At 71.2% G+C, this 25,343-nt stretch carries 25 protein-coding genes and 1 pseudogene; 19 read left to right on the top strand and 7 right to left on the bottom strand.

Going from position 1 to position 25,343, the window contains the following annotated elements; all coding sequences use genetic code 11:
- Positions 1 to 15 precede the first annotated feature (15 nt).
- Together AB0G17_RS17980 and AB0G17_RS17975 are read right to left on the bottom strand one after the other, a co-directional pair.
- Positions 16 to 1,326, bottom strand: a complete 1,311-nt coding sequence (locus tag AB0G17_RS17980; protein ID WP_361382977.1) for a D-arabinono-1,4-lactone oxidase — start codon at positions 1,324 to 1,326, stop codon at positions 16 to 18.
- Positions 1,295 to 2,533: an MFS transporter gene (locus tag AB0G17_RS17975; RefSeq protein WP_361382974.1), complete on the bottom strand. Its 1,239-nt coding sequence runs from the start codon at positions 2,531 to 2,533 to the stop codon at positions 1,295 to 1,297. The genes AB0G17_RS17980 and AB0G17_RS17975 overlap by 32 nt, the downstream gene beginning before the upstream one ends.
- Positions 2,534 to 2,679: 146 nt before the next feature.
- On the opposite strand from AB0G17_RS17975, the gene AB0G17_RS17970 reads away from it, so the two are divergent.
- Positions 2,680 to 3,831, top strand: coding sequence for a ferrochelatase (locus AB0G17_RS17970; protein WP_361382968.1), 1,152 nt, complete (start codon positions 2,680 to 2,682; stop codon positions 3,829 to 3,831).
- A gap of 10 nt (positions 3,832 to 3,841) precedes the next feature.
- Complete coding sequence (locus tag AB0G17_RS17965) at positions 3,842 to 4,723, top strand: inositol monophosphatase family protein (protein WP_361382965.1); 882 nt, start codon at positions 3,842 to 3,844, stop codon at positions 4,721 to 4,723.
- A 75-nt stretch (positions 4,724 to 4,798) separates the two neighbouring features.
- Here AB0G17_RS17965 and AB0G17_RS17960 read toward each other — a convergent pair whose 3' ends face one another.
- Positions 4,799 to 4,972: a hypothetical protein gene (locus tag AB0G17_RS17960; protein WP_361382962.1), complete on the bottom strand. Its 174-nt coding sequence runs from the start codon at positions 4,970 to 4,972 to the stop codon at positions 4,799 to 4,801.
- 399 nt (positions 4,973 to 5,371) lie between these two features.
- Here AB0G17_RS17960 and AB0G17_RS17955 point away from each other — a divergent pair, with 399 nt between their 5' ends.
- From AB0G17_RS17955 to AB0G17_RS17940, 4 genes are all read left to right on the top strand, one after another.
- A complete protein-coding gene (locus AB0G17_RS17955; RefSeq protein WP_067165171.1) occupies positions 5,372 to 6,025 on the top strand; it encodes a response regulator transcription factor in 654 nt (217 codons plus the stop codon).
- Between the two features lie 5 nt (positions 6,026 to 6,030).
- Entirely contained in the window at positions 6,031 to 7,275 is a 1,245-nt protein-coding gene (locus AB0G17_RS17950) for a HAMP domain-containing sensor histidine kinase (RefSeq protein ID WP_361382959.1), read from the top strand.
- A gap of 393 nt (positions 7,276 to 7,668) precedes the next feature.
- Positions 7,669 to 7,965, top strand: a complete 297-nt coding sequence (locus AB0G17_RS17945) for a DUF4193 domain-containing protein (RefSeq protein WP_067165176.1) — start codon at positions 7,669 to 7,671, stop codon at positions 7,963 to 7,965.
- Positions 7,966 to 7,977: 12 nt separating this feature from the next.
- The gene (locus tag AB0G17_RS17940; protein ID WP_361382955.1) at positions 7,978 to 8,961 is read left to right on the top strand and encodes a hypothetical protein; all 984 of its coding nucleotides are present in this window, start codon (positions 7,978 to 7,980) and stop codon (positions 8,959 to 8,961) included.
- Between the two features lie 257 nt (positions 8,962 to 9,218).
- On the opposite strand, the gene AB0G17_RS17935 is transcribed toward AB0G17_RS17940, so the two are convergent.
- On the bottom strand, positions 9,219 to 9,683 hold the full coding sequence (locus tag AB0G17_RS17935) for a DUF3093 domain-containing protein (RefSeq protein ID WP_361382952.1): 465 nt from the start codon (positions 9,681 to 9,683) through the stop codon (positions 9,219 to 9,221).
- A gap of 58 nt (positions 9,684 to 9,741) precedes the next feature.
- On the opposite strand from AB0G17_RS17935, the gene AB0G17_RS17930 reads away from it, so the two are divergent.
- The 8 genes from AB0G17_RS17930 (at position 9,742) to AB0G17_RS17895 (ending at position 17,241) form a co-directional block, all read left to right on the top strand.
- Positions 9,742 to 10,326 (top strand): PaaI family thioesterase, encoded by a 585-nt coding sequence (locus tag AB0G17_RS17930; RefSeq protein WP_361382949.1) that lies wholly within the window; start codon positions 9,742 to 9,744, stop codon positions 10,324 to 10,326.
- Positions 10,323 to 10,838 carry a dUTP diphosphatase gene (gene dut, locus AB0G17_RS17925; protein ID WP_361382946.1) on the top strand — a complete coding sequence of 172 codons (516 nt, stop codon included), beginning with the start codon at positions 10,323 to 10,325 and terminating at the stop codon, positions 10,836 to 10,838. The genes AB0G17_RS17930 and dut overlap by 4 nt, the downstream gene beginning before the upstream one ends.
- 1 nt (position 10,839) lies before the next feature.
- Positions 10,840 to 11,631: a DUF3710 domain-containing protein gene (locus AB0G17_RS17920; RefSeq protein ID WP_361382944.1), complete on the top strand. Its 792-nt coding sequence runs from the start codon at positions 10,840 to 10,842 to the stop codon at positions 11,629 to 11,631.
- Between the two features lie 140 nt (positions 11,632 to 11,771).
- Positions 11,772 to 12,503 carry an ABC transporter ATP-binding protein gene (locus tag AB0G17_RS17915; RefSeq protein WP_361382941.1) on the top strand — a complete coding sequence of 244 codons (732 nt, stop codon included), beginning with the start codon at positions 11,772 to 11,774 and terminating at the stop codon, positions 12,501 to 12,503.
- 181 nt (positions 12,504 to 12,684) lie between these two features.
- Entirely contained in the window at positions 12,685 to 15,228 is a 2,544-nt protein-coding gene (locus tag AB0G17_RS17910) for a sensor histidine kinase KdpD (protein ID WP_361382938.1), read from the top strand.
- 46 nt (positions 15,229 to 15,274) lie between these two features.
- Positions 15,275 to 15,964 carry a response regulator gene (locus AB0G17_RS17905; RefSeq protein WP_361382935.1) on the top strand — a complete coding sequence of 230 codons (690 nt, stop codon included), beginning with the start codon at positions 15,275 to 15,277 and terminating at the stop codon, positions 15,962 to 15,964.
- 131 nt (positions 15,965 to 16,095) lie between these two features.
- Positions 16,096 to 16,494, top strand: a complete 399-nt coding sequence (locus tag AB0G17_RS17900) for an OB-fold nucleic acid binding domain-containing protein (RefSeq protein ID WP_361382932.1) — start codon at positions 16,096 to 16,098, stop codon at positions 16,492 to 16,494.
- A 3-nt stretch (positions 16,495 to 16,497) separates the two neighbouring features.
- Positions 16,498 to 17,241 carry a DUF3159 domain-containing protein gene (locus tag AB0G17_RS17895; protein WP_361382929.1) on the top strand — a complete coding sequence of 248 codons (744 nt, stop codon included), beginning with the start codon at positions 16,498 to 16,500 and terminating at the stop codon, positions 17,239 to 17,241.
- A gap of 148 nt (positions 17,242 to 17,389) precedes the next feature.
- Here the strand turns inward: AB0G17_RS17895 and AB0G17_RS17890 are convergent, their stop codons facing one another.
- Together AB0G17_RS17890 and AB0G17_RS17885 are read right to left on the bottom strand one after the other, a co-directional pair.
- Positions 17,390 to 18,067, bottom strand: coding sequence for a TrkA family potassium uptake protein (locus tag AB0G17_RS17890; RefSeq protein WP_361382926.1), 678 nt, complete (start codon positions 18,065 to 18,067; stop codon positions 17,390 to 17,392).
- Complete coding sequence (locus AB0G17_RS17885) at positions 18,067 to 18,735, bottom strand: TrkA family potassium uptake protein (protein WP_361382923.1); 669 nt, start codon at positions 18,733 to 18,735, stop codon at positions 18,067 to 18,069. The genes AB0G17_RS17890 and AB0G17_RS17885 overlap by 1 nt, the downstream gene beginning before the upstream one ends.
- A 157-nt stretch (positions 18,736 to 18,892) precedes the next feature.
- Here AB0G17_RS17885 and AB0G17_RS17880 point away from each other — a divergent pair, with 157 nt between their 5' ends.
- From AB0G17_RS17880 to AB0G17_RS17865, 4 genes are all read left to right on the top strand, one after another.
- The gene (locus tag AB0G17_RS17880; protein WP_361382920.1) at positions 18,893 to 19,729 is read left to right on the top strand and encodes a hypothetical protein; all 837 of its coding nucleotides are present in this window, start codon (positions 18,893 to 18,895) and stop codon (positions 19,727 to 19,729) included.
- 52 nt (positions 19,730 to 19,781) lie between these two features.
- Positions 19,782 to 21,833 (top strand): APC family permease, encoded by a 2,052-nt coding sequence (locus AB0G17_RS17875; RefSeq protein WP_361382913.1) that lies wholly within the window; start codon positions 19,782 to 19,784, stop codon positions 21,831 to 21,833.
- A 96-nt stretch (positions 21,834 to 21,929) separates the two neighbouring features.
- Positions 21,930 to 23,264, top strand: coding sequence for a class I SAM-dependent RNA methyltransferase (locus AB0G17_RS17870; protein ID WP_361382910.1), 1,335 nt, complete (start codon positions 21,930 to 21,932; stop codon positions 23,262 to 23,264).
- Positions 23,265 to 23,846: 582 nt separating this feature from the next.
- Positions 23,847 to 23,984 (top strand): hypothetical protein, encoded by a 138-nt coding sequence (locus tag AB0G17_RS17865; RefSeq protein ID WP_361382907.1) that lies wholly within the window; start codon positions 23,847 to 23,849, stop codon positions 23,982 to 23,984.
- A 15-nt stretch (positions 23,985 to 23,999) separates the two neighbouring features.
- Here AB0G17_RS17865 and AB0G17_RS17860 read toward each other — a convergent pair.
- A pseudogene (locus AB0G17_RS17860) lies at positions 24,000 to 24,098 on the bottom strand (DNA-binding protein); the annotation flags it as partial.
- 396 nt (positions 24,099 to 24,494) lie between these two features.
- On the opposite strand from AB0G17_RS17860, the gene AB0G17_RS17855 reads away from it, so the two are divergent.
- Positions 24,495 to 24,698, top strand: a complete 204-nt coding sequence (locus AB0G17_RS17855) for a cold-shock protein (RefSeq protein WP_030664939.1) — start codon at positions 24,495 to 24,497, stop codon at positions 24,696 to 24,698.
- Positions 24,699 to 25,343: the final 645 nt, after the last annotated feature.

The following is a 25,343-nucleotide window of genomic DNA, read 5'->3' as shown; positions in this document are numbered from 1 at the left end:
GACATCAGGGGGACGTCAGTCCCCGAGCACCCGGCGCAGATACGCGTTGCCGAACAGCCGGTCCGGGTCGAGCCGGTCGCGCAGCGCCGTGAACTCGCCGAAGCGCGGATAGGCCTCGGCGAAGTACTCGGCGTCGCGGGTGTGCACCTTGCCCCAGTGCGGACGGCCCGCGTGCGCGGTCATGATCCGCTCCACGGCGGTGAAGTACGCCTGATACGGCGTGCCCTTGTACATGTGTACGGCGATGTACGCGGTGTCGCGCCCCGACGCCGTGGAGAGCGCGATGTCGTCGGCCGGGGCGGTGCGCACCTCCACCGGGAAGCTCACCCGCAGGTTCGACCGGTCGACCAGCGCCCGCACTTCGCGCAGCGCCCCCACCACGGCCTCGCGCGGCAGGGCGTACTCCATCTCCACGAACCGCACCCGGCGCGGACTGGTGAAGACCTTGTACGGAATGTCGGTGTACGTCCGGGCGGAGAGGGCGCGGCTGGACACCTTGGCGATCGCGGGGATCGTCGCGGGGACGGCCCGGCCCAGCGAACAGACGACCTGGAAGAGGCCGTTCGACATGAACTCGTCCTCGATCCAGCCGCTCACCCGTCCGGGCGGGGCGGCGGGACCGACGCTGCGGTTGTTGCGCTTGGTGTTGCAGTTGCCGGTGTGCGGGAACCAGTAGAACTCGAAGTGCTCGTTCTCGGCGTGCAGCGCGTCGAACTCCGAGGTGACCTTGTCGAAGGCCATCGGCTCCTCGCGCGCGGTGAGCAGGAACTCGGGCTCCACGGCGAAGGTGATGGCCGAGACGACGCCGAGCGCCCCGAGCCCGATCCGGGCCGCGGCGAAGACCTCGGGATTCTCCTTGGCCGAGCACTTCAGCAGCGAGCCGTCGGCCGTGATCAGCTCAAGACCCGTGATCTGCGCGGCTATCGACGCCGAGTCGCGGCCGGTGCCGTGCGTGCCGGTGGAGGTGGCCCCGGCCACCGTCTGCTCCATGATGTCGCCCATGTTGGTGAGCGAGAGGCCCTCGCGCGCGAGGACCGCGTTCAGTCGCTTCAGGGACGTGCCCGCCTCGACGGTCACGGTCATCGCCGTACGGTCGATCCCCCGGATGCCGGTGAGCAGATCCGGGCGTATGAGCACGCCGTCGGTGGCGGCGGCCGTGGTGAACGAGTGGCCGGTGCCGACCGCCTTCACCTTCAGACCGTCCTCGGCGGCCCGGCGCACGGCGTCGGCCAGCTCGGCCACCGAGGCGGGGGAGACCTCCCGCACCGGCCGGGCCGTGACGTTGCCCGCCCAGTTACGCCACGCGCTGCTGCTCGCTCCGCTCATCTGCTCCGAGCCCCTCCCGTTGCGGTGCCGGCCTGCGCAGCCGGCGGTACCCCAGGAACGCCACCGCGGCCGCGAGCGCTCCCGCCACGACGGGCACCAGATACCCCGAGCGCGCGCCCGCCGCGTCCACCGCCCAGCCGGCGGCCGACGAGCCGAGCGCCACACCGACCGCGAGCCCGGTACTGGTCCAGGTCATGCCCTCGGTGAGCTTGCTGCGCGGTACGTGCTGTTCGACGAGGGCCATGGTGGTCACCATCGTCGGTGCGATGGACAGGCCCGCGACAAAGAGCGCCACGGCCAGGAACGGCAGGCTCCCGGCCAGTTGGAGCGGGATCATACTCACCGCCATCGCACACATTCCCACCAGCCACCTCGTGGCAGGGGCGCCCTTGAGGCGCAGCAGCCCGAAGACCGCTCCGGCGAGGCAGGAGCCCAGCGCGTACACGGCGAGCACCAGGCTGGCCGCCGCCTTGTGGCCGCGCTCGTCGGCGAAGGCCACGGTGACCACGTCGACCGCGCCGAAGATCGCGCCGGTGGCGACGAAGGTGGCGACCAGGACCTGGAGCCCGGGAGAGCGCAGCGCGGAGCCGCCGGTGTGGTGCTCGCGGGGGTGCGGGACCGGCTCGGTGGCGCGCTGGGCGGTCAGCCAGAAGACGCCGACGACCAGGAAGGCGGCCGCGATCAGCGGGCCCGCCTCCGCGAACCAGGCGGTGGACAGCCCGATGGAGAGGATCGGCCCGACGATGAAGCAGAGCTCGTCGACGATCGATTCCCACGAGTACGCGGCGTGCAGGCTCTGCCCGTCGCCCCGGTAGAGCTCGGCCCAGCGCGCCCGGACCATCGAGCCGACGCTCGGCACACAGCCCGCGGCCGCCGCGAAGACGAACAGCGACCAGTCCGGCGCGCCCTGCTGGGCGCAGACGAGCAGCCCGGCCACGGCGGCCACCGCCGCGAGCGTGGCGGGCCGCAGCACCCGGCGCTGGCCGTGCCGGTCGACCAGGCGGGAGATGTACGGGCCGAGCACGGCGGCCGACATGGCGAGGGTCGCGGAGAGCGCCCCGGCCAGGCCGTAACGGCCGGTGAGCTGGGAGACCATCGTGACGATGCCGATGCCCATCATGGACAGCGGCATCCGCCCGAGCAGCCCGGCCGCGGAGAACCGCTTGGTGCCGGGGGCGGCGAAGATCGCGCGGTACGGACTGGGCATGGGGGCTCCGGCTTCCGGCTCAACCGTGTACTTAACGTTTAAAGCTTACGGTGTTGAACTCTACGGCTTCGGGCGTCGCGGACGCACGGGGTTTTCCGGGCTTCCCGGTGGCCCGGCTGTCAGTGGCGGATGGCAGGATCGGTGTCATGTCCGATCTGCGCGATCAAGCTCCTGGAGCGGCCGGCGAAGCGGCTCCGTACGACGCCCTGCTGCTGCTCTCCTTCGGCGGCCCCGAGGGCCCGGACGACGTGGTCCCGTTCCTGGAGAACGTGACGCGCGGCCGGGGCATCCCCAAGGAGCGACTCAAGGAGGTGGGGCAGCACTACTTCCTGTTCGGCGGGGTCAGCCCCATCAACGACCAGAACCGCGCCCTCCTGGACGCCCTGCGCCAGGACTTCGCGGAGAACAGCCTGGACCTCCCGGTCCACTGGGGCAACCGGAACTGGGCGCCGTATCTGACGGACACCCTGCGCGAGATGGCCCGGGCGGGCCACCGCCGCATCCTCGTGCTGACGACCAGCGCCTACGCGTCGTACTCGGGCTGCCGCCAGTACCGCGAGAACCTGGCGGACGCGCTGGCCGCGCTGGAGGCGGAGGGCATCGAGCCGCCCCGCGTGGACAAGCTGCGGCACTACTTCAACCACCCCGGCTTCGTGCGCCCGATGATCGACGGCGTCCTCGCCTCGCTGGCGGAGCTCCCCGAGGAGGTCCGCGCCGGCGCCCACCTCGCGTTCACCACGCACTCGATCCCGGACGCCTCCGCCGACACCTCCGGCCCGGCCGAGGAGCACGGCCAGGGCGGCGCCTACGTCCGCGAGCACCTGGACGTGGCCCGGCTGATCGCCGACGCGGTGCGCGAGGAGACCGGGGTGGAGCGGCCCTGGGAGCTCGTCTACCAGTCACGCTCCGGCGCCCCGCACGTCCCCTGGCTGGAGCCGGACATCTGCGACCACCTGGAGACGCTGCACGGCAAGGGCGTGCCCGCCGTCGTGATGGTGCCCATCGGCTTCGTCTCGGACCACATGGAGGTCCTCTACGACCTGGACACGGAGGCCACCGCCAAGGCCGCCGAGCTCGGTCTGCCGGTCGTGCGCTCCGCCACGGTCGGCGCGGACCCCCGGTTCGCCGCCGCCGTGCGCGAGCTGGTGCTGGAGCGGGCGGCGGCCGAGCGCGGGCAGAGCGTCGAGCGCTGCGCCCTGGGCGCGCTCGGCCCCTCGCACGACCTGTGCCCGGTCGGCTGCTGCCCGGCCCGCGCCCCCCGACCGGCCGCGGCCGGCGCCGACAGCCCGTACGCGTAAGGAGCGACGCATGACCGCGCACCACACCGACCAGGACGCCGAGAGCGCAGGTCAGACCGAGAGCGCCGGGCAGACCGAGCAGGCCGAGCACGCCGAGCACGCCGAGAACACCGAGCTGCTCGCGCTCGCGCTGGAGGCCGCCCGCCGGGCCGGCGCGCTGCTGCGGGACGGGCGCCCGGACGACCTGGGCGTCGCCGCCACCAAGACGAGCTCCATCGACGTCGTCACCGAGATGGACATCGCCGCCGAGAAGCTGATCACCGGCTTCCTCTCCGAGCACCGCCCCGCCGACGGCTTCCTCGGCGAGGAGGGCGCCTCCAGCGAGGGCACCAGCGGCATCCGCTGGGTCATCGACCCGCTGGACGGAACCGTCAACTACCTGTACGGGCTGCCGACTTGGGCCGTCTCCATCGCCGCCGAGCGCGACGGCGTGCGGGTAGCGGGCGTGGTCGAGGCCCCGATGCGCGGCGAGACGTACCACGCGGTGCTCGGCGGCGGCGCCTTCCTGGGCGAGCGGCGGCTGCGCTGCCGCCCGTCCGCCCCGCTGGAGCAGTCGCTGCTGGGCACCGGCTTCGCCTATGTGCAGTCGGTCCGGGCCCACCAGGCGTCGGTCGTGGAGCGGCTGATCCCGCGGTTCCGGGACATCCGGCGAGGCGGCTCGGCGGCGATCGACCTGTGCGACGTGGCGGCCGGGCGCCTCGACGCGTACTACGAGCGCGGGCTCAACCCCTGGGACCTGGCGGCGGGCGACCTCATCGCGCGCGAGGCGGGCGCCCTGACCGGCGGGCGCGCGGGCGACCCGGCCTCCCGGGAGCTGACCATCGCGGCGACCCCGGAGCTCTTCGGCCCGCTCCAGGCGCTCCTGGAGGAGCTCGGCGCCTGGCACGACTGAGCCGGCCCGCAGCCGTCCCCGGACAGCGGAGACCCCCGGCACCGTCCCGCGGTGCCGGGGGTCTCCTCCGGCGCGTCAGTGTGCCGCGGCCGCCACCTCGACGCCGTGTTCGGCGGCGAGGCGATGGAGATCGTCGAGCTCGGCCTGCTCGACCTCCGCGAGGAAGTCGTCGCCGGTCTCGCGGGCCAGCGTGAGGTCCGTCTCCGTGGCCCTGATGCGCTGCAGGAGTCCTGCGGTGAATGCGTCCATGAATGCGCCCCCTCGTCGTGGGTCGGTGGCGGTGGCACGGGGGTGTGCCGACGGTGGATCACGATCACGATCACTGGCAGCGGGTAGTGGCATGCCACATACAGGGCGTGATCGCGGATGTGCAGTCGTCCTCCCCCGGCCCGGTCTGCCAGAAACCTCAACTCGCGCGGCAATCCCGGGAATTCCCGGACGGCCCTGGAAGCCGCAGGTCGCGGGGTGCCTGGGCGGCGGCACCGTCTTACCGCCGGTTTATGGCCGTAAGGGGCAGGATGGAAGCACACAGTCACTGCTCCAGTGCCCACAGAAGGGCCCGTACGGGCTCAGGAACCGCCCGCGCGGGCCCTCGGGCGCCCGTGGGGCATCAGCGGCCCGCGAGGGCTCACAGGAAGGAAATGCGCCGTGCGCGTACTCGTCGTCGAGGACGAGCAGCTGCTCGCCGATGCGGTGGCCACCGGACTGCGCCGGGAGGCCATGGCCGTCGACGTCGTGTACGACGGCGCGGCCGCCCTGGAGCGCATCGGGGTCAATGACTACGACGTGGTCGTGCTCGACCGGGACCTCCCGCTGGTGCACGGCGACGACGTCTGCCGCAAGATCGTCGAGCTGGGCATGCCCACCCGGGTCCTGATGCTGACCGCCTCCGGCGACGTCAGCGACCGGGTGGAGGGCCTGGAGATCGGCGCGGACGACTATCTGCCCAAGCCGTTCGCCTTCAGCGAGCTCACCGCGCGCGTGCGCGCCCTGGGCCGGCGCACGACGGTGCCGCTGCCGCCCATCCTGGAGCGCGCCGGCATCAAGCTCGACCCCAACCGGCGCGAGGTCTTCCGCGACGGCAAGGAGATCCAGCTGGCCCCCAAGGAGTTCGCGGTCCTGGAGGTGCTGATGCGCAGCGAGGGCGCGGTCGTCTCGGCCGAGCAGCTCCTGGAGAAGGCCTGGGACGAGAACACGGACCCGTTCACCAACGTGGTGCGCGTGACGGTCATGACGCTGCGCCGCAAGCTCGGTGAGCCGCCCGTCATCGTCACCGTGCCGGGCTCCGGATACCGGATCTGACGGCGATGGCCACCACGCCCGCGCCACCCACGGCGCCACCGAAGCCGACCTGGGCCCCCCGGGGCGCCGAACCGCCCTTCCCGTGGGTGCGCCCGACCATCCGCATAAGGCTGACCCTGCTCTACGGCGGCATGTTCATGATCGCGGGCATCCTGCTGCTCTCGATCATCTACCTGCTCGCGGCGTCGGCTCTGCACACCGGCGGCAACCAGCCCTTCAAGCTCGTCGGCGGGCAGAACGTGACGGTGCAGAGCGGCAGCTGTCAGCTCCCCACCACCTCGGGCAACATCGCGGAGTTCAACGAGGCGATCGGTACCTGCATCGCCCAGCAGCGCCAGCACGCGCTCGACGACCTGCTGACCCGCTCGCTGATGGCGCTGGTGGGCCTGAGCGTCATCGCGTTCGCCTTCGGATACGCGATGGCGGGCCGCGTCCTGTCGCCGCTGGGCCGGATCACCCGCACCGCCCGCCGGGTGGCCGGGACCGACCTGACCCGGCGGATCGAGCTGGACGGCCCGGACGACGAGCTCAAGGAGCTCGCCGACACCTTCGACGACATGCTGGACCGCCTGGAGCGGGCCTTCACCGCCCAGCAGCGGTTCGTCGCCAACGCCTCGCACGAGCTGCGGACCCCGCTGGCGATCAACCGCACGCTCCTGGAGGTCCACCTCTCCGACCCCGGCGCGCCCATGGAGCTCCATCAGCTGGGCAAGACGCTCCTGGCCACCAACGAGCGCAGCGAGCAGCTGGTGGAGGGCCTGCTGCTGCTCGCCCGGAGCGAGAACGAGATCGTCGACCGCAAGCCGGTCGACCTGGCCGAGGTCGCCTCCCGCGCCATCGACCAGGCGCGCGGCGAGGCCCAGGCCAAGGGCGTGGAGATCCGCGGCGAGCGGGCCCTCGCGGTGGTCCAGGGCAACGGCGTGCTGCTGGAGCGGATCGCCCTGAACCTGGTGCAGAACGCCGTGCGCTACAACGTGCCGCAGGACGGCTGGGTCTCGGTGACCACCGAGCTCAAGGAGGGCCAGGCGGTCCTGGTGGTGTCGAACACCGGGCCGGTGGTTCCCGCGTACGAGATCGACAACCTCTTCGAGCCGTTCCGGCGGCTGCGGACCGAGCGGACCGGGAGTGACAAGGGCGTCGGTCTCGGCCTGTCCATCGCCCGGTCGGTCGCGCGGGCCCACGGAGGCCGTATCATCGCGGAGCCCCGTGAGGGCGGGGGTCTCGTGATGCGTGTCACCCTGCCCGTCTGAGATGCTTTTCGATGCCGTCGAGAAGTTCGCTTTGAGCGGAATTTTCGGGACCTGTTCCGAAGATATCCGTGTGTGATCAATCACAGGGGCAAATTTCCGGCCATCTACTCTCCGTGATCAAGGCTTCCCCCGGAAAACCGGGAAAAGTCCGGGTTTCCGGGGGGTGAGATCACGGGAAGTACACGGGGTGACGCCCGTGAAGTGCGACATTCGGACCGTGTACGGTCCCGATCGCCATCCAAGACGATCACTCTTGAGGAGTGCGGCTGGGTGTCGATTGAGTAACAGACCTTGATGTGAGGCAAAATCTCCGCCTCGGGTCGGGCACAAGTCCGGCCTCTCACGCGTTACGTGCGCTGGAGACACCGCAACCACCCAGAGGGGGAGAGCGACATGGCAACGGACTACGACACCCCACGCAAGACCGATGACGACGTCGATTCCGACAGTCTTGAAGAACTGAAGGCCCGGCGGAACGACAAGTCCGCCTCGGCCGTCGACGTCGACGACTTCGAGGCCGCGGAGGGCATGGAACTGCCCGGCGCGGACCTTTCCAACGAGGAACTCGCCGTCCGCGTCCTGCCCAAGCAGGCCGACGAGTTCACCTGCATGAGCTGCTTCCTCGTGCACCACCGCAGCCAGCTGGCCCGGGAGAAGAACGGCCAGCCGATCTGCCGCGACTGCGACTGATCAGGCAGGGCCGTGACAGGCAGGGCAGGCGCTGAACCGCCCCGGAAGCGACCGTTCCGGCGAAAGGGTGCCCCGGGTACGCCCGAGGCGTCACAGGGCGGCACAGGCCCAGCAGAGGGCGTCCAGACGCCCGCTGAGCCCTCCGCCCTCCCCGCGGTGAGCTCTGCCGCCCGTGCATATGAGGACGAGCGGGGCCGGCCGGCCTCGCTCGAAGCAGCACTGGACGACCAGGCGGGGCCCGCGGCCGGGGCCCGACGCCTGGACGCCCTGCGCCGAGCCGCCGCCACCAAGGGCGTCCCGGCCCTCAAGAAGGGGGTCCGCAAGAGCGGCGCGAGCGCCAAGGCCGGAATCGTCCACCTCGCCGACCGCGTCATCGAGATCGCCCCCCGCATTCCCGTCCGGGACCTGGCCACCCTGCGCGGGCAATTCCCGGGTCTCGGCCCGGAGGAAATCGCGGACAAACTGATCGCGGGCGCCGCGAACGCCACGTCGACGGTGGGCGCGGGCATCGGCGCCGCCGCGATGCTCCCCGTCCCGCCGGCCATGCCGGCCGAGCTGGCCGCCGAGATCACCGGCGTCGCCGCCATCGAACTGAAGCTCATCGCCGAGCTCCACGAGGTCTACGGGATGCGGCCGCCCGGCAATCTGATGGAGCGCTCCATGGCGTATCTGACGTCCTGGACCGAGGAGCGCGGCGTCCAGGTGACCAAGCCGGCGACCTTCAATGCGGCGCTCGGCGGCCAGATGAAGCGCGAACTGCGCCAGCAGATCATGAAGCGCATGTTCCGCAACCTGCCGAGCCTGACGCCGTTCATGGTCGGGGCGGCGGTGGGGGCGGTGATGAACCGGCGCGATACGAAGAAGGTCGCGGCGCATGTCCGCGACGATCTGCGCAAGCGGCAGGTGCCGTGGGATGCGCTTCCCTCGCTGCCTCCGCTGGAGCAGCCCGCCGATCCGCTGCGGCCCGGGGAGCTTCCCAAGGAGCTCGGGTCCTAGGGCCTGTCCGGTGGGTCCGGTCGGCTTCGGCGCGGGGTGCGTTTTCGGTGCTGGGGAGCGGGGGTCTGGTGCGTGCAGCTGCAAGGCGGAGGAGGGAGTCGACGCGGAGCGTCGGCGAGTGACGACAACGCCGCAGATGGGCGTGCCAGACCCCCGCGTGCCGGCCGGACCCACCGGACAGGCCCTAAGTGGCTCGTCGGAGGAGTTGTTCCTGGACAGCGGGCCGGTGGGGGCCGGTCGCGCGGTTCCCCGAGCCCCTAAAGACCGGCTGACCGCACCCCGTCCAGCGCCGCCTTGAGCGCCTGGGGGTTCCGTGTGGAGACGTAGGCGTACGGGGTCGGGTCCTCGGGGTCGGTGATCTCCACCCGTACCGCCGTCGGGATGTAGCTGCGCAGCAGCATGAAGGCGCGCGGGTCGGCCTTGTGCAGGCGCCAGGCCCGGGCCTCCTCCGCGTCCAGCACCTCGGGCTCGCCGAGCGCGGTCACCGGGATCCGCGCGTCGCCCGCCACCAGCGTGCCCGCCACGACCCGGATCCGTACCGAACCGTACGAACTCACCACCACCGCGGCCGCGGCCGTGCCCCCGATGAGGCCCGCCAGGAGCGGCAGACCGCCCAGCGGCAGCAGCATCAGCGCGCACGCCACCCCGACCAGGGCGGCGATCAGCCACCACGAGCGGGGGGCGGTGAGGCGTTCGGTGTACTGGGGGGCGTTCGGCTGCATGACAGCAAGCTTGGCACGGCGCGACCGGCGCCCGGGACCGCGGGTAAGGTCAGCGGCTGTGACTGCTAGATCTGCGTCCCTGACGCCCCCGGCCGACGCGAAGCCGCCGGTCCGGCACCCCGACGCGCCCGCCCCGGGCGAGCTGCTCGGCGCGCACTACGAGCACTGCTTCGGCTGCGGCGGCGGACAGCCCCACGGACTGCACCTGGAGGCGCGGGCCGGTGAGGGCGTGACCGTCACCGCCGAGTTCACCGTGCGCCCCGCGCACCAGGGCGCGCCCGGCCTGGCACACGGCGGGGTGCTCGCCACCGCGCTCGACGAGACGCTCGGCTCGCTGAACTGGCTGCTCCAGACCATCGCGGTGACCGGCCGCCTGGAGACCGACTTCGTGCGGCCCGTGCCGGTGGACACCGTGCTGTTCCTGGAGGCCGAGGTCGCCGCCGTCGACGGCCGGAAGATCTATTCCAGGGCGACCGGGCGGATAGGCGGCCCCGAGGGGCCGGTGGCGGTCCGGGCCGACGCTCTCTTCATCGAGGTGAAGGTCGACCACTTCATCGAGAACGGCCGTCCGCAGGAGATCCAGGCCGTCATGTCCGACCCCGACCAGGTCAGGCGCGCCCGCGCCTTCGAGGTGAACCCGTGACCCGTAACCCCGTAGACGTCCTCATCCGCCGAGTCGACCCGCAGGTGCCGATACCGGCGTACGGGCACCCCGGCGACGCGGGGGCCGACCTCGTCACCACCGAGGCCGCCGAACTCGCGCCGGGGGAGCGGGCCGTCCTGCCCACCGGGGTGAGTATCGCCCTGCCCGACGGGTACGCGGCCTTTGTGCATCCGAGGTCGGGCCTTGCCGCACGCTGCGGTGTCGCCCTGGTGAATGCCCCGGGGACGGTGGATGCCGGGTACCGTGGGGAGATCAAGGTGATCGTGGTCAATCTCGACCCGCGCGAGACCGTGCGGTTCGAGCGATTCGACCGGATTGCCCAACTTGTCGTCCAGCAGGTCGAGAAGGTCCGCTTCCACGAGGTGGCGGAGCTTCCCGGTTCGGCGCGGGCCGAGGGGGGCTTCGGTTCCACCGGCGGTCATGCCGCCGTGGGCGGCACAACGGGTGGGAATCGATACGCTTCGGTCGTATCCGACCGGGAAGGACAGTGACGTGTTCGGACGTCGCAAGAAGAGCGGATCCGCCGAAGACACGGCGGGCGAGGCCGAGCAGGTCGTCGACGGCATCGATGCTGAAGACGGCGACTACGCCGATGCCGACTACGCCGGTGACGCGGACGAGCCGCGCAGGGTGAACCTGCCGCCGGCCCCCCGGCCGGACGGCCCGTGGGACATCTCCGAGGTCTCCGAGCCCGGCGAGGGCCGGGTCGACCTGGGCGGCCTGTTCGTCCCCGGGGTCGAGGGCATGGAGCTGCGGGTCGAGGTCGCGGGCGACGCGATCGTCGCGGCGACCGTCGTGCTGCGCGACAGCGCCGTACAGCTGCAGGCCTTCGCGGCCCCCAAGAACGAGGGCATCTGGGGCGAGGTCCGCGAGGAGATCGCCTCCGGCATCACCCAGCAGGGCGGCATCATCGACGAGGTCGAGGGCCCGCTCGGCTGGGAGCTGCGCGCCCAGGTGCCGGTCCAGCTCCCGGACGGTACGAACGGGGTGCAGCTGGTCCGCTTCGTGGGCGTGGACGGGCCGCGCTGGTTCCTGCGCGGTGTGATCTCCGGCCAGGGCGCGGTGCAGCCGCAGGCCGCGGGGCTCCTTGAGCAGATCTTCCAGGACACGGTCGTCGTGCGCGGCGAGGGCCCGATGGCCCCGCGCGACCCGATCGTCCTGAAGCTGCCGGACGACGCGCAGATGATGCCCGACGGCGTCCAGCAGGAGGAGCAGGAGGGCTCGCGCTTCTCCGGCGGCATGGGCCAGCTCCAGCGCGGCCCGGAGATCACCGAGGTGCGCTGACCGCTTCCGGTCCTTCGGCGGGCCGTACCCCTTTGCGGGGTGCGGCCCGCAGGCGTTTTCGGGCCTCGCGCTCATTGCCCGGACGGGCGCCTCCTGCACATACTGGCGCGGCCGGGGAACAGACGTACGGGGGAGCGGGCATGAGCGAGAGCACCAGCGGGCGGGGCACGGCCGTCGCCGAGGAGCCGGGCACCGGCCCGATGGTCCGCGTCGAGGACCTGCGCCGCTCGTACGGAGAGGGCGCCGCCGCCGTGCACGCGCTGCGCGGGGTGTCCTTCGAGGTGCCGCGCGGCGAGCTCGTCGCGCTCAAGGGGCGCTCCGGATCCGGCAAGACGACGCTGCTCAACCTGGTCGGCGGGCTCGACCGGCCGGACGGCGGCCGGATCACGGTCGACTCCACGGACCTGGCGGACCTCGGGGAGGAGGGGCTGCTCGCGCTGCGCCGGGACCGGGTCGGCTTCATCTTCCAGTCCTTCGGACTGATCCCGATCCTGTCGGCCGCCGAGAACGTCGGCGTGCCGATGCGGCTGCGCAAGGCCGACCCGCGCGAGCGCGACGCGCGCGTGGAGCTGCTGCTCGGCCTGGTCGGGCTCGCCGACCACGCCCAGCAGCGCCCCGGCGAGCTCTCCGGCGGCCAGCAGCAGCGCGTCGCCATCGCCCGCGCGCTCGCCAACCGGCCCGCGCTCCTGATCGCCGACGAGCCCACCGGCCAGCTGGACGCCGAGACCGGGCTGGCCGTCATGGAGCTGCTGCGCGCGGTCGTACGCAGCGAGGGCGTCACCGCCCTGGTCGCCACCCACGACACCCAGCTGCTCGGGCTCGCGGACCGCGTCCTGGAGCTGAGCGACGGGCGGATCACCGACCACGGCTGACGGCCTGGGCCCCGCCCTCCGTGTCAGCGCCCCGCGTATCAGCGCGCCCCGTATCCGAGCCCCGCGTATCAGAATCGCGTCAATTCGGCAGCTCAGCCGGGCGCCCGGTCCGATTTGCCGGAATCGGTGGCCGTAATGTCGGCATCGGGTACGCAGCAGTTCTCTGAAAGACAATGGGGCCATGGCACGCGGCAAGCTACGGATCTACCTCGGCTCGGCACCGGGCGTCGGCAAGACGTACGCGATGCTGTCCGAGGGCCACCGGCGCGTGGAACGCGGCACCGACTGCGTGGTCGCCTTCGTGGAGCACCACGGCCGCCCCCGCACCGAGGTGATGCTGCACGGCCTGGAGCAGATCCAGCGCCGCACGGTCGAGTACCGAGGCTCGACGTTCACCGAGATGGACGTCGACGCGGTCCTGGAGCGGGCGCCCGCCGTCGCCCTGGTGGACGAGCTCGCCCACACCAACGTTCCCGGCTCGCGCAACACCAAGCGCTGGCAGGACGTCGAGGAGCTGCTCCAGGCGGGCATCGACGTGGTCTCCACCGTCAACATCCAGCACCTGGAGTCGCTGGGCGACGTCGTCGAGTCGATAACCGGCGTGCGCCAGCGCGAGACGGTGCCCGACGAGGTGGTGCGGCGGGCCGGCGAGATCGAGCTCGTCGACATGTCGCCCCAGGCGCTGCGCCGCCGGATGGCGCACGGCAACATCTACACGTCCGACAAGGTCGACGCGGCCCTGTCCAACTACTTCCGCCCCGGCAATCTGACCGCGCTGCGCGAGCTCGCGCTGCTGTGGGTCGCGGACCGGGTCGACGAGTACCTCCAGCAGTACCGGGGCGAGCACGACATCCGCTCCACCTGGCAGGCCCGGGAGCGGATCGTCGTCGGTCTGACCGGCGGGCCCGAGGGCCGCACCCTGATCCGGCGCGCGGCCCGGATGGCCGCCAAGGGCTCCGGCAGCGAGATCCTCGCGGTCTACGTGGCCCGCAGCGACGGGCTGACCTCGGCCTCGCCCAAGGAGCTGGCCGTCCAGCGCACCCTGGTCGAAGACCTCGGCGGAACCTTTCACCACGTCATAGGCGACGACATCCCCGCCTCCCTGCTGGAGTTCGCCCGGGGCGTCAACGCCACCCAGATCGTCCTCGGCTCCAGCCGCCGCAAGACCTGGCAGTACATGTTCGGGCCCGGCGTCGGCGCGACCGTGGCCCGCGAGTCCGGGCCGGACCTCGACGTCCACATCGTCACCCACGACGAGGTCGCCAAGGGGCGCGGCCTGCCGGTGGCGCGCGGCGCCCGGCTGGGGCGGGCCCGGAGCATCTGGGGCTGGCTGTCGGGCGTCGCGGGACCCGCGCTGCTCACCCTGCTGCTGACCAACGTCGACGCGGACCTCGGGCTCGCCAACGACATGCTGCTCTTCCTGACGCTCACGGTCGCCGCGGCCCTGCTCGGCGGACTGCTCCCGGCGCTCGCCTCCGCCGCGTTCGGCTCGTTCCTGCTGAACTACTACTTCACCCCGCCCGTCCACCAGATCACCATCGCGGACCCCAAGAACATCCTCGCCATCGCGATCTTCTTCCTGGTGGCGGTCTCGGTGGCCTCCGTGGTCGACCTCGCGGCCCGCCGCACCCACCAGGCCGCCCGGCTGCGCGCCGAGTCGGAGATCCTGTCGTTCCTGGCGGGCAGCGTGCTGCGCGGCGAGACCACGCTGGACGCGCTCCTGGAGCGGGTCCGCGAGACCTTCGCCATGGAGTCCGTGGCCCTCCTGGAGCGGGCGGGCGACGTCGAGCCGTGGACCCGCGCGGGCAGCGTCGGCCCGCACCCCGCGGCCCGCCCCGAGGACGCCGACGTGGACATGCCGGTCGGCGACCACATGGCGCTGGCCCTGAGCGGCCGCGTGCTGCCCGCCGAGGACCGCCGGGTGCTCGGCGCCTTCGCCGCCCAGGCCGCCGTCGTCCTCGACCGCCAGCGCCTGGTCGACGAGGCCGAGGAGTCGCGCAAGCTCGCCGAGGGCAACCGCATCCGCACCGCGCTCCTCGCCGCCGTCAGCCACGACCTGCGCACCCCGCTCGCCTCCATCAAGGCCGCCGTCACCTCGCTGCGCTCCGACGACGTCGACTGGTCCGAGGACGACGAGGCCGAGCTCCTCGCGGGCATCGAGGACGGCGCCGACCGGCTCGACCACCTCGTCGGCAACCTGCTCGACATGTCCCGCCTCAATACCGGAACCGTCCGGCCGATCATCCGCGAGATCGACCTCGACGAGGTGGTCCCGATGGCGCTCGGCGGCGTCCCCGAGGACAGCGTCGAGCTGGACGTCCCCGAGAGCCTGCCGATGGTCGCCGTCGACTCCGGGCTCCTGGAGCGGGCGGTCGCCAACATCGTCGAGAACGCGGTCAAGTACAGCCCCGCCGCCGTGCCCGTCCTGGTGGCCGCCAGCGCCCTCGGCGACCGGGTGGAGGTCCGGGTGGCCGACCGCGGCCCCGGCGTCCCGGACGACAGCAAGGAACGCATCTTCGAGCCCTTCCAGCGGTACGGTGACGCCCCGCGCGGCGCCGGAGTGGGCCTCGGCCTCGCGGTCGCCCGGGGGTTCGCCGAGTCGATGGGCGGCACGCTGACCGCCGAGGACACCCCCGGCGGCGGTATGACCATGGTGCTCACCCTGCGGGCGGTGCCCGGCCCCGCCCCGGTCGTCGCCGGCCTCTCCGCCCAGGTCACCTCATGACCCCCGGCCCCCGGGCAGCACGCCCCCGACAGAAAGCAGGATCCGCATGACCCGGGTGCTCGTGGTGGACGACGAGCCGCAGATCGTCCGCGCCCTCGTGATCAACCTCAAGGCGCGGAAGTACGAGGTGGACGCGGCCCCCGACGGGGCGACCGCCCTCCAGCTCGCGGCCGCCCGCCACCCCGACGTGGTCGTCCTGGACCTCGGTCTGCCCGACATGGACGGCGTCGAGGTGATCAAGGGGCTGCGCGGCTGGACCCGGGTGCCGATCCTGGTGCTCTCCGCCCGGCACACCTCCGATGAGAAGGTCGAGGCGCTGGACGCGGGCGCCGACGACTATGTCACCAAGCCGTTCGGCATGGACGAGCTGCTCGCGCGGCTGCGCGCGGCCGTCCGCAGGGCCGAGCCGGTCGGCGGCGAGGGCGCGGACGACGTGGTGACGGTGGAGACCGAGGGCTTCATGGTCGACCTGGCCGCGAAGAAGGTCAACCGGGAGGGCCGGGACGTACGCCTCACGCCCACCGAGTGGCACCTGCTGGAAGTGCTGGTCCGCAACACCGGCCGGCTGGTCAGCCAGAAGCAGCTCCTCCAGGAGGTCTGGGGCCCCTCCTACGGGACGGAGACGAACTACCTGCGCGTCTACATGGCCCAGCTGCGCCGCAAACTGGAGCTCGACCCCTCGCACCCGCGCCACTTCATCACCGAGCCGGGGATGGGATACCGGTTCGAGCGGTGAGCGGGGGAGGTCCGCGTGTCGGTCCGGGCGGTGAGCGGGCTGTGTCCGGGCGGTGAGCGGGCTGTGAGCGGCCGCGTGGAGGGGGGACCGCGGACGCCTCCCGTGTCGGTGGGGGCCGGTACGCTTTCTGTATGAGTGCTGACCTTCGAACCGAGAAGCCCGCGGGGCGTTTCCGCCGGATGCTCGACCGGCTGTCCACCTCGCTGGAAGAGCTGCACTCCGCGGAACTGCAGGAGGACACGCAGGCCACGGGGTGCACCCGCATCTCCGACTGCGACGACCGTCAGATCGTCAAGGTGACTGGTACCTTGCGGACGGTCACCCTGCGCCCGAGGGCGGGCGTCCCGGCGCTGGAAGCCGAGCTCTTCGATGGGACCGCCCCGCTGGACGTGGTGTGGCTGGGACGGCGCTCGATCGTGGGCATAGAGCCGGGCCGGAAGCTGATCGCCTCGGGCCGGATCTCGATGAGCCACGGCCGGCGGGTGCTGTTCAACCCCAAATACGAACTCCGACCGCTCGGACAGGAGTAGCCGGTGACGTCAGTCGACAAGCCGACCACCACGACCCCCGCCAGGCACGCGCGCACCGCACCGGACGCCGACGCCAAAGCCGTCACCGAAGCCGCGCTCTTCGAGGCGTTCGGTGGGATCCGGGGCATGGTGGAGACGTGCCTGCCCGGGCTCCTCTTCGTCACGATCTTCACGGTCAACAAGGACCTGCACAGCTCGGCGATCGCCGCCGTCGCGGTCTCGCTGCTGCTCCTCGTGGTCCGGCTGATCCGCAAGGACACCGTCAAGCACGCCTTCAGCGGCGTCTTCGGCGTGGCCTTCGGCGTGGTCTTCGCGATGATGACGGGCAACGCGAAGGACTTCTACCTGCCGGGCATGCTCTACACCCTGGGCCTGGCCCTCGCGTATCTGGTGACGACGCTCTTCGGGGTCCCGCTGATCGGGCTGATGCTGGGCCCGGTCTTCAAGGAGAACCTGACCTGGCGCACCAGGAACCCCGGCCGCAAGAAGGCGTACGCGAAGGCGAGTTGGGCCTGGGGCCTGATCCTGCTCGCCAAGTGCGCGATCCTCTTCCCGCTCTACTGGTGGGCCAACACCTCCCAGCTCGGCTGGGTGCTGATCGCCCTGAAGATCCCGCCGTTCCTGCTGGCGGTCTGGCTGACCTGGATCTTCCTGGCCAAGGCCCCGCCGCCGATCGACGTGTTTGCGGAGATGGAGGCGGAGGAGGAAGCCGCAAAGGCGGCGAAGGCCGCGGAAGCGGCCCCGTAAGGGGCGCGGAGCTGCGACATTGTGCGGCTCCGCCGCGTGGGCGCGACCAGCCACAGAGCACCCGCGGCGGCAGTCGGCGCGACGCCCATGGGAAGGGGCCGGGAGTACGTGACGTACTCCCGGCCCCTTCCCATGGTGTGAGGGAGCGTCAGCTCGCCGCGTCGTCCCGCCGCACCGACAGCAGGTCCTCCAGCTGCTCCTCGCGGGCCTGCGCGGCCACGAACAGCAGCTCGTCGCCCGCCTCCAGGGTCTCCTCCGCCTGCGGAGTCAGCACCCGGGTGCCCCGGATGATCGTGACCAGCGAGGTGTCCTGGGGCCACGCCACCTCCCCGACCTGCGTGCCCGCCAGCGCCGACTCCGGCGGCAGCGTCAGCTCGACCAGGTTGGCGTCGCCGTGGCTGAAGCGCAGCAGCCGTACGAGGTCGCCGACGCTCACCGCCTCCTCGACCAGCGCCGACATCAGACGCGGGGTCGAGACGGCGACGTCCACGCCCCACGACTCGTTGAAGAGCCACTCGTTCTTCGGGTTGTTGACCCGGGCGACCACGCGCGGCACGCCGTACTCGGTCTTCGCGAGCAGCGAGACGACCAGGTTGACCTTGTCGTCACCGGTGGCCGCGATGACCACGTTGCAGCGCTGCAGCGCCGCCTCGTCCAGCGAGGTGATCTCGCAGGCGTCGGCCAGCAGCCACTCGGCCTGCGGCACCCGCTCCACCGAGATGGCGGTGGGCGCCTTGTCCACGAGGAGCACCTCGTGACCGTTCTCCAGAAGCTCGCCCGCGATGGAACGACCCACCGCGCCGGCCCCGGCAATCGCGACGCGCATCAGTGATCGCCCTCCTCGGGACCCTGGGCGAAGGCCGCCTCGACCTTCTCGACCTCGTCCGTACGCATCATCACGTGGACCAGGTCGCCTTCCTGCAGGACCGTCTGGGAGCTCGGCAGCACCGCTTCGCCCAGCCGGGTGAGGAACGCGACGCGCACGCCCGTCTCCTCCTGCAGCTTGCTGATCTTGTGGCCGATCCAGGCCGCGGAGGTGTGGACCTCCGCGAGCTGCAGCGCCCCGCTCGGGTCGCTCCACAGCGGCTCCGCGCCGGACGGCAGGAGCCGCCGCAGCATCTGGTCGGCGGTCCAGCGGACCGTGGCGACGGTCGGGATGCCGAGCCGCTGGTACACCTCGGCGCGGCGCGGGTCGTAGATGCGGGCCGCGACGTTCTCGATCCCGAACATCTCGCGGGCCACCCGGGCCGCGATGATGTTGGAGTTGTCGCCGCTGGAGACCGCCGCGAACGCGCCGGCCTCCTCGATCCCGGCTTCACGCAGGGTGTCCTGGTCGAAGCCGACGCCGGTGACCCGGCGCCCGCTGAACCCGGAACCGAGCCTGCGGAAGGCCGTGGGGTCCTGGTCGACGACGGCGACCGTGTGCCCCTGCTGCTCCAAGGTCTGCGCGAGAGCGGCTCCCACTCGCCCGCAGCCCATGATGACGATGTGCACGTCCCCTCACATACTTCCTTGTCGGCGTTGCCCGGTGACGAGCTTATGCGGCTCGCGGTGGGATGCACTCACCAGCGTCGGTACTTCCGCGGGCGCAGTCAGTGAGCCTCCCACCGTGGGACGCTCCGGCGCACATCCGTCGCGCAGGCTGAGACGCATGGAAACGAGAAGGCGTTCACTCCGAACGGAAGCCGAACGCGACCCGGCCGCGCCCGGCCAGCGCACCGGCCCCGACGACCGCCCGCACACCGGCGCCCGCCCCGCCCGCGCCGAGCGCCTCGCTCTGGCCACCGCGGCCGTCCTGTTCGCCTCCGGGCTGTTCCATCTGGGCGTGTTCGCGGTGGCGGGCGGCCCCTGGGACGGCCCGGTGTCCTGGCGCAAGCCCGCCACCTTCGGTCTCTCCTTCGGCCTCACCCTGGCCGCGCTCACCTGGGTGACCTCGTACGTACGGACCGGGGCGCGCGTCAGGGCGGTGCTGCTGGGGCTGCTGGCGGCCGACAGTGTCCTGGAGGTGGCCGGGATCACGCTCCAGGCGTGGCGGAAGGTGCCCTCGCACCTCGACATGGAGACGCCGTTCGACTCGGCCGTCTCGATGACGCTGGCCGTCGGCGGCGGTCTGCTGGTGGTGATCCTCACGTATTTCGCCGTCGCAGCGTTCCGCCGCCCGCCCTCCGGACCCGCCGCAATGGCGCTCGCGGTGCGGGCGGGCTTCGCGATCCTGCTGGTCGCGCTCGCCTCCGGCGCCGCGATGATCGCCCGGGGCGTGGTGCTCACCCGCACCGGCCACCAGCTCGCCGCCTACGCCTCGACCGCGCCGCTCAAGCCGCTGCACGGGGTGAGCCTGCACGCGGTCCTGGTGCTGCCGGCGCTCGCGTGGCTGCTGTCCCGTACGTCACTCGGTGCGGAGACGCGCGAACGGACGGTGGCCGCGGCGACCGGCTGCTACCTCCTCGCGGTCGCCGCCACCGCCGTGTGGGCGGCTCTGTCGTACTGATGGGGGGTGGCGGGTGGGCCGCGGCGATCGGCAGCCCTTACGCTTCTCTGTTGTGTCCAAACTGACCGACGTGCCCAAACGGATCCTGATCGGCCGGGCGCTGCGCAGCGACAAGCTGGGAGAAACGCTCCTCCCCAAGCGCATCGCGCTCCCCGTCTTCGCGTCCGACCCGCTCTCGTCCGTTGCGTACGCACCCGGAGAAGTCCTCCTGGTGCTCTCCGTGGCGGGTGTGTCGGCGTACCACTTCAGCCCCTGGATCGCCGTCGCGGTCGTGGTGCTGATGTTCACCGTGGTCGCCTCGTACCGGCAGAACGTGCACGCCTACCCCAGCGGCGGCGGTGACTACGAGGTCGCCACCACCAACCTGGGGCCGAAGGCCGGACTGACCGTCGCCAGCGCGCTCCTCGTCGACTACGTCCTGACCGTCGCCGTCTCGATCGCCTCCGGCATCGAGAACCTCGGCTCGGCCGTCCCGTTCGTGGTCGAGCACAAGGTGCTGTGCGCGGTCGTCGTGATCGTCCTGCTGACCCTGATGAACCTGCGCGGGGTCAAGGAGTCCGGCAAGCTCTTCGCCATCCCCACGTACGTCTTCGTGGGCGGCGTCTTCGTCATGATCGCGTGGGGTGCCTTCCGGGGCATGGTCCTCGACGACACGATGAAGGCCCCCACGGCCGACTACACGATCCACGCCGAGCACCAGGGACTCGCGGGCTTCGCGCTCGTCTTCCTGCTGCTGCGCGCCTTCTCCTCCGGCTGTGCCGCGCTCACCGGCGTCGAGGCGATCAGCAACGGCGTCCCGGCCTTCCGCAAGCCCAAGTCGAAGAACGCGGCGACCACGCTCGCCCTGATGGGCGGCCTCGCGGTCACCATGTTCTGCGGCATCATCGCGCTGGCCATGACCACCAAGGTGCGGATGGCCGAGAAGCCCGCCACCGACCTGCTGAGCAACGGCGTCCCGGTCGGTGACGGCTACGTCCAGAACCCGGTGATCTCCCAGGTCGCCGAGGCCGTCTTCGGCAAGGGCAGCTTCCTCTTCGTCATCCTGGCGGCGGCCACCGCGCTGGTCCTGTTCCTGGCCGCCAACACCGCGTACAACGGCTTCCCGCTGCTCGGCTCGATCCTCGCCCAGGACCGCTACCTGCCGCGCCAGCTGCACACTCGCGGCGACCGCCTGGCGTTCTCCAACGGCATCGTGCTGCTGGCCGGGGCCGCGATCCTGCTCGTGGTGATATACGGCGCGGATTCGACCCGGCTGATCCAGCTCTACATCGTCGGTGTCTTCGTCTCCTTCACGCTCAGCCAGACCGGCATGGTCCGGCACTGGAACCGGCACCTGGCGAGCGAGCAGGACCCGGCCAAGCGCCGCCACATGGTCCGCTCCCGCGCGATCAACACCTTCGGCGCCTTCTTCACCGGCCTGGTCCTGGTCGTCGTCCTCGCCACCAAGTTCACCCACGGCGCCTGGGTCGCCCTGATGGGCATGGTGATCTTCTACGGGACGATGACCGCGATCCGGAAGCACTACGACAAGGTGGCCGACGAGATCGCGGCGGCCGAGGAGCGCCCGGACGAGTACGTGCGCCCCTCGCGCGTCCACTCCGTGGTCCTGGTCTCCAAGCTCCACAAGCCGACCCTGCGCGCCCTCGCCTACGCCAAGCTGCTCCACTCCAACCAGCTGGAGGCGATCAGCGTCAGCGTCGACGCCGCCGAGACCAAGGCGCTCAAGGACGAGTGGGAGCGGCGCGGCATCGACGTACCGCTGAAGATCATCGACTCGCCGTACCGCGAGATCACCCGCCCGGTCATCGAGTACGTCAAGGGCCTGCGCCGCGAGAGCCCGCGCGACGCGGTGAGCGTCTACATCCCCGAGTACGTGGTGGGTCACTGGTACGAGCACCTGCTGCACAACCAGAGCGCGCTGCGTCTGAAGGGCCGCCTGCTCTTCACCCCGGGCGTGATGGTGACCTCGGTCCCGTACCAGCTCCAGTCCTCCGAAGCGGCCAAGAAGCGGGCCCGCAAGCGGCAGGAGTGGAACGCGCCGGGTTCGGTGCGGCGCGGTCCGGTGGCACCGCACCGGCCGAAGGAGCCGAGCGGCAAGGGCTGAGCGGTCCGCGCTGTGGGCGCGCGCACGTAGACTGGGGGGCTGCCGTCCGTATGCGGAGGGCAGCCCCTCCCTCACCACTTCTGGAGTCATCCCCACATGCAGAACGAGTCTGAGCCTTCGTCTTCGCTGGTCGGGGAGGAGTACGAGGTCGAGGTCGGCCCCGTGGCACACGGTGGCCACTGCATCGCCCGCACGGAGCAGGGCCGGGTGCTGTTCGTGCGGCACGCGCTGCCGGGCGAGCGGGTCGTGGCCCGCGTGACGGAGGGCGAGGAGGACTCCCGCTACCTGCGCGCGGACGCGGTCGAGGTGTTGTCGCCCTCCAAGGACCGCGTCGAGGCGCCGTGCGTGTTCGCGGGCCCCGGCAAGTGCGGCGGCTGCGACTGGCAGCACGCGAAGCCGGGCGCGCAGCGCCGACTCAAGGGCGAGGTCATCGCCGAGCAGCTGCAGCGCCTCGCCGGGCTCACCCCCGAGGAGGCCGGCTGGGACGGCACGGTCATGCCCGCCGAGGGCGACAAGCTCCCCGCGGGCCAGGTCCCGGCGTGGCGCACCCGTGTCCAGTACGCCATCGACGAGGACGGCCACGCCGGCCTGCGCAAGCACCGCTCGCACGACGTCCAGGTGATCGACCACTGCATGATCGCGGCGCCCGGCGTCAGCGAGCTGGGCATCGAGAAGCGCGAGTGGCCGCAGATGGAGTCGGTCGAGGCGATCGCCGCGACGGGCTCGCACGACCGCCAGGTGGTCCTGACCCCGCGCGCGGGCGGTCGCCTCCCGCTGGTCGAGCTCGACAAGCCGGTCTCGGTCCTGCGGGTGGAGGAGAAGGACGGCGGCGTCCACCGCGTGCACGGCCGCGCGTTCGTGCGCGAACGCGCCGATGAGCGCACCTACCGCGTGGGCATGGGCGGCTTCTGGCAGGTCCACCCGCAGGCCGCCGACACCCTGGTCAAGGCCGTGATGCAGGGCCTGATGCCGCGCAAGGGCGAGATGGCGCTCGACCTGTACTGCGGCGTCGGCCTCTTCGCGGGCGCGATCGCCGAACGCGTCGGCGAGCAGGGCGCGGTGCTGGGCATCGAGTCCTCCAAGCGCGCGGTCGAGGACGCCCGCCACAACCTGGCGGACCTGCCCCGGGTCCGCGTCGAACAGGGCAAGGTCGAGCAGGTCCTGCCCCGCACGAAGATCACCGAAGCCGACCTGATCGTCCTCGACCCGCCGCGCGCGGGGGCGGGCAAGCAGACGGTCAAGTACCTCGCGGGCCTCGGCGCCCGCCGCATCGCCTACGTCGCCTGCGACCCGGCGGCGCTGGCGCGGGATCTGGCGTACTTCCGGGAGGGCGGGTACCGGGTGCGGACGCTGCGGGCGTTCGATCTGTTTCCGATGACGCATCATGTGGAGTGCGTGGCAATTCTGGAGCCGGTGCGCGAGGACGCCTGATCTGCGGGTTTGGGGGGTGGGTGTTATCTGCGGGTTGCGGCACATGCAGCACCGGAGCACAGCCCTGGCCCGGTTGCCAGAGCTCACCGATCGTCATGCAGCCGTGGGAGCCATAGTCGACGGCGCTCGGCTTCCACACGGCGCGTGAACTCACCGACAGGTACCCCGACGGAGTGTTCTATGCAGGCCTCGACGATCGGCGCCGCGACGGTGTCGTCGACGTCTCGGACGCTGCAGGAGAGCTCCTGACGGGCCTGGGGGTGTCCCCGGAGTGGAGGCGGCCGAGCACCTGCGGCACGCCCTCAACGCCGCCGAGGCGCTCGGAGCGTCGGTTCAGGAGCGGAAGCTGAGGGCCTCATCCGTGGAGTTCTTGGGCCTGTTCAAGGCAGAGACCGGAACTGGGCCGGCGCCGCGCGGACTTCGAGGCGTCGATGGCGTTCCGTGCGGAGATCGGCAACGAGTACGGCGTACTGCTGCAGACCTACTGCTGGGACGGACGGTGCTGCGCAGCGGGCAGTGCCGTGAGGCGTCCCCCTGCTGTGGCGGCCCCACGAGATGGCCCTGGCTCAGGAGCGAGAGCGCATGACGGCGCGGACGGGGTTCGAACTGGGGCGCGCCGTGCGGCTGAGCGGCCGCCCCGAGGAAGGCCGGCCCTTGGTCGAGGCCGCGCTGCTCGGGGCCCGCAGGCGAGGCTCCCGCATGGACGAGGTCAGGGTGTGAAGGAGCTCGCCGACGGTCCGCGTCGCGGGCGGCGGTGAGCCACTCGTGGACCTCGCGGTCACGCTGAACGGCCTTGGCCAGACCTTCGCTGTCCAGGATGAGGGCGCCGCTCAGGCAGCCGCACCGGCCCCGGGGGATGCGGTGCCGGTGAGCTTGGCTCGCTTGGCGGCAACGACTCAGGCGGTCAACGGGGAGATACCGGTCTTCCTGAAACGTCGCACTCCGAGAGGATCAATATCTGTGCCCGCGGAGTGAGGATTTCACGGACCATGAAGTGAGCGTTTTTGCCGCCCTGGGCGGAGGGGAATTATTCAACCGCACGGGCCGTTCCGGCGTGCTACTGTTGATGTCAGTTGCAGTTGTGGTTCCCAAACTTCAAGTGCCCCCACCCGGCCCGTGCCGGTGGGAGCACTTTTGTATTTCCGGTCATTTCCGGGCGGGGTAATCATCGCGGCGACACGGCGTCCGCACAGTGCGGATTCCGATGTACTGCCCCAAAGGAGATATGACATGGCTGCTGGTACCGTGAAGTGGTTCAACGCGGAAAAGGGCTTCGGCTTCATCGAGCAGGACGGTGGCGGCCCGGATGTGTTCGCCCACTACTCGAACATCGCCGCCCAGGGCTTCCGTGAGCTGCTCGAAGGCCAGAAGGTCAACTTCGACATCGCGCAGGGCCAGAAGGGCCCGACGGCTGAGAACATCGTTCCGGCCTGACGCTGACGCGCACTCTGCAGCTGGGGCCCGCATCCTTCGGGGTGCGGGCCCCAGCTGCACGCATTTCCCGCTCCACGCATTTCCCGCTCCACGCATTTCCCGCGGTGGTTTCGCCCGCGGGACGACTCGGAGAAATCCGCGGTCCCATCACATGCGGCTCCTCCTCCAGGCTGCGGACGCATCCTGAACAGCTGCACCGCAGTCGACGCCCCCCGGGTCTTACGTCCCCATCGCGTCACCCTTTCAGCGCCTGCGCCCCCGGAGATTTCCGTCGGCCAGATCTGCTTTCTTCTGCCGTCGGTTCATACCCGTTATTACGTGTCATTCTCCATGTCGCTCATCGCTGCGGGAATTCCCTGATATGTGCCACATCAAGGAAGGTTCCGCATGAACCGCACACGTACGGACGACCGTTCCGCCCGCGCCCGTAAGGCGGTGCAGACGCCGGAACGGTCCTAAAACCTTCGTGCTCGGGAAGCTGACCCATCTCCACATCTCTGCAGGAGGTACCTTTTGACGCTGGTTCAGATGCAGTCCCCCCCCCGTTATGTTTTTCGCGGTCCTGCAATGGGGCCGCTGGCCTCCGGGCCCGGTATGACTGTGTCCCCTCTGTCGAAGTGATGACCTGGGGGGTGGTGTCGCCGG

Source organism: Streptomyces sp. NPDC023838 (assembly GCF_040639555.1).
Classification (GTDB): domain Bacteria; phylum Actinomycetota; class Actinomycetes; order Streptomycetales; family Streptomycetaceae; genus Streptomyces.
Note: the sequence above shows the minus strand (reverse complement) of the source record. Positions and strands in the feature narration are given on the sequence as shown.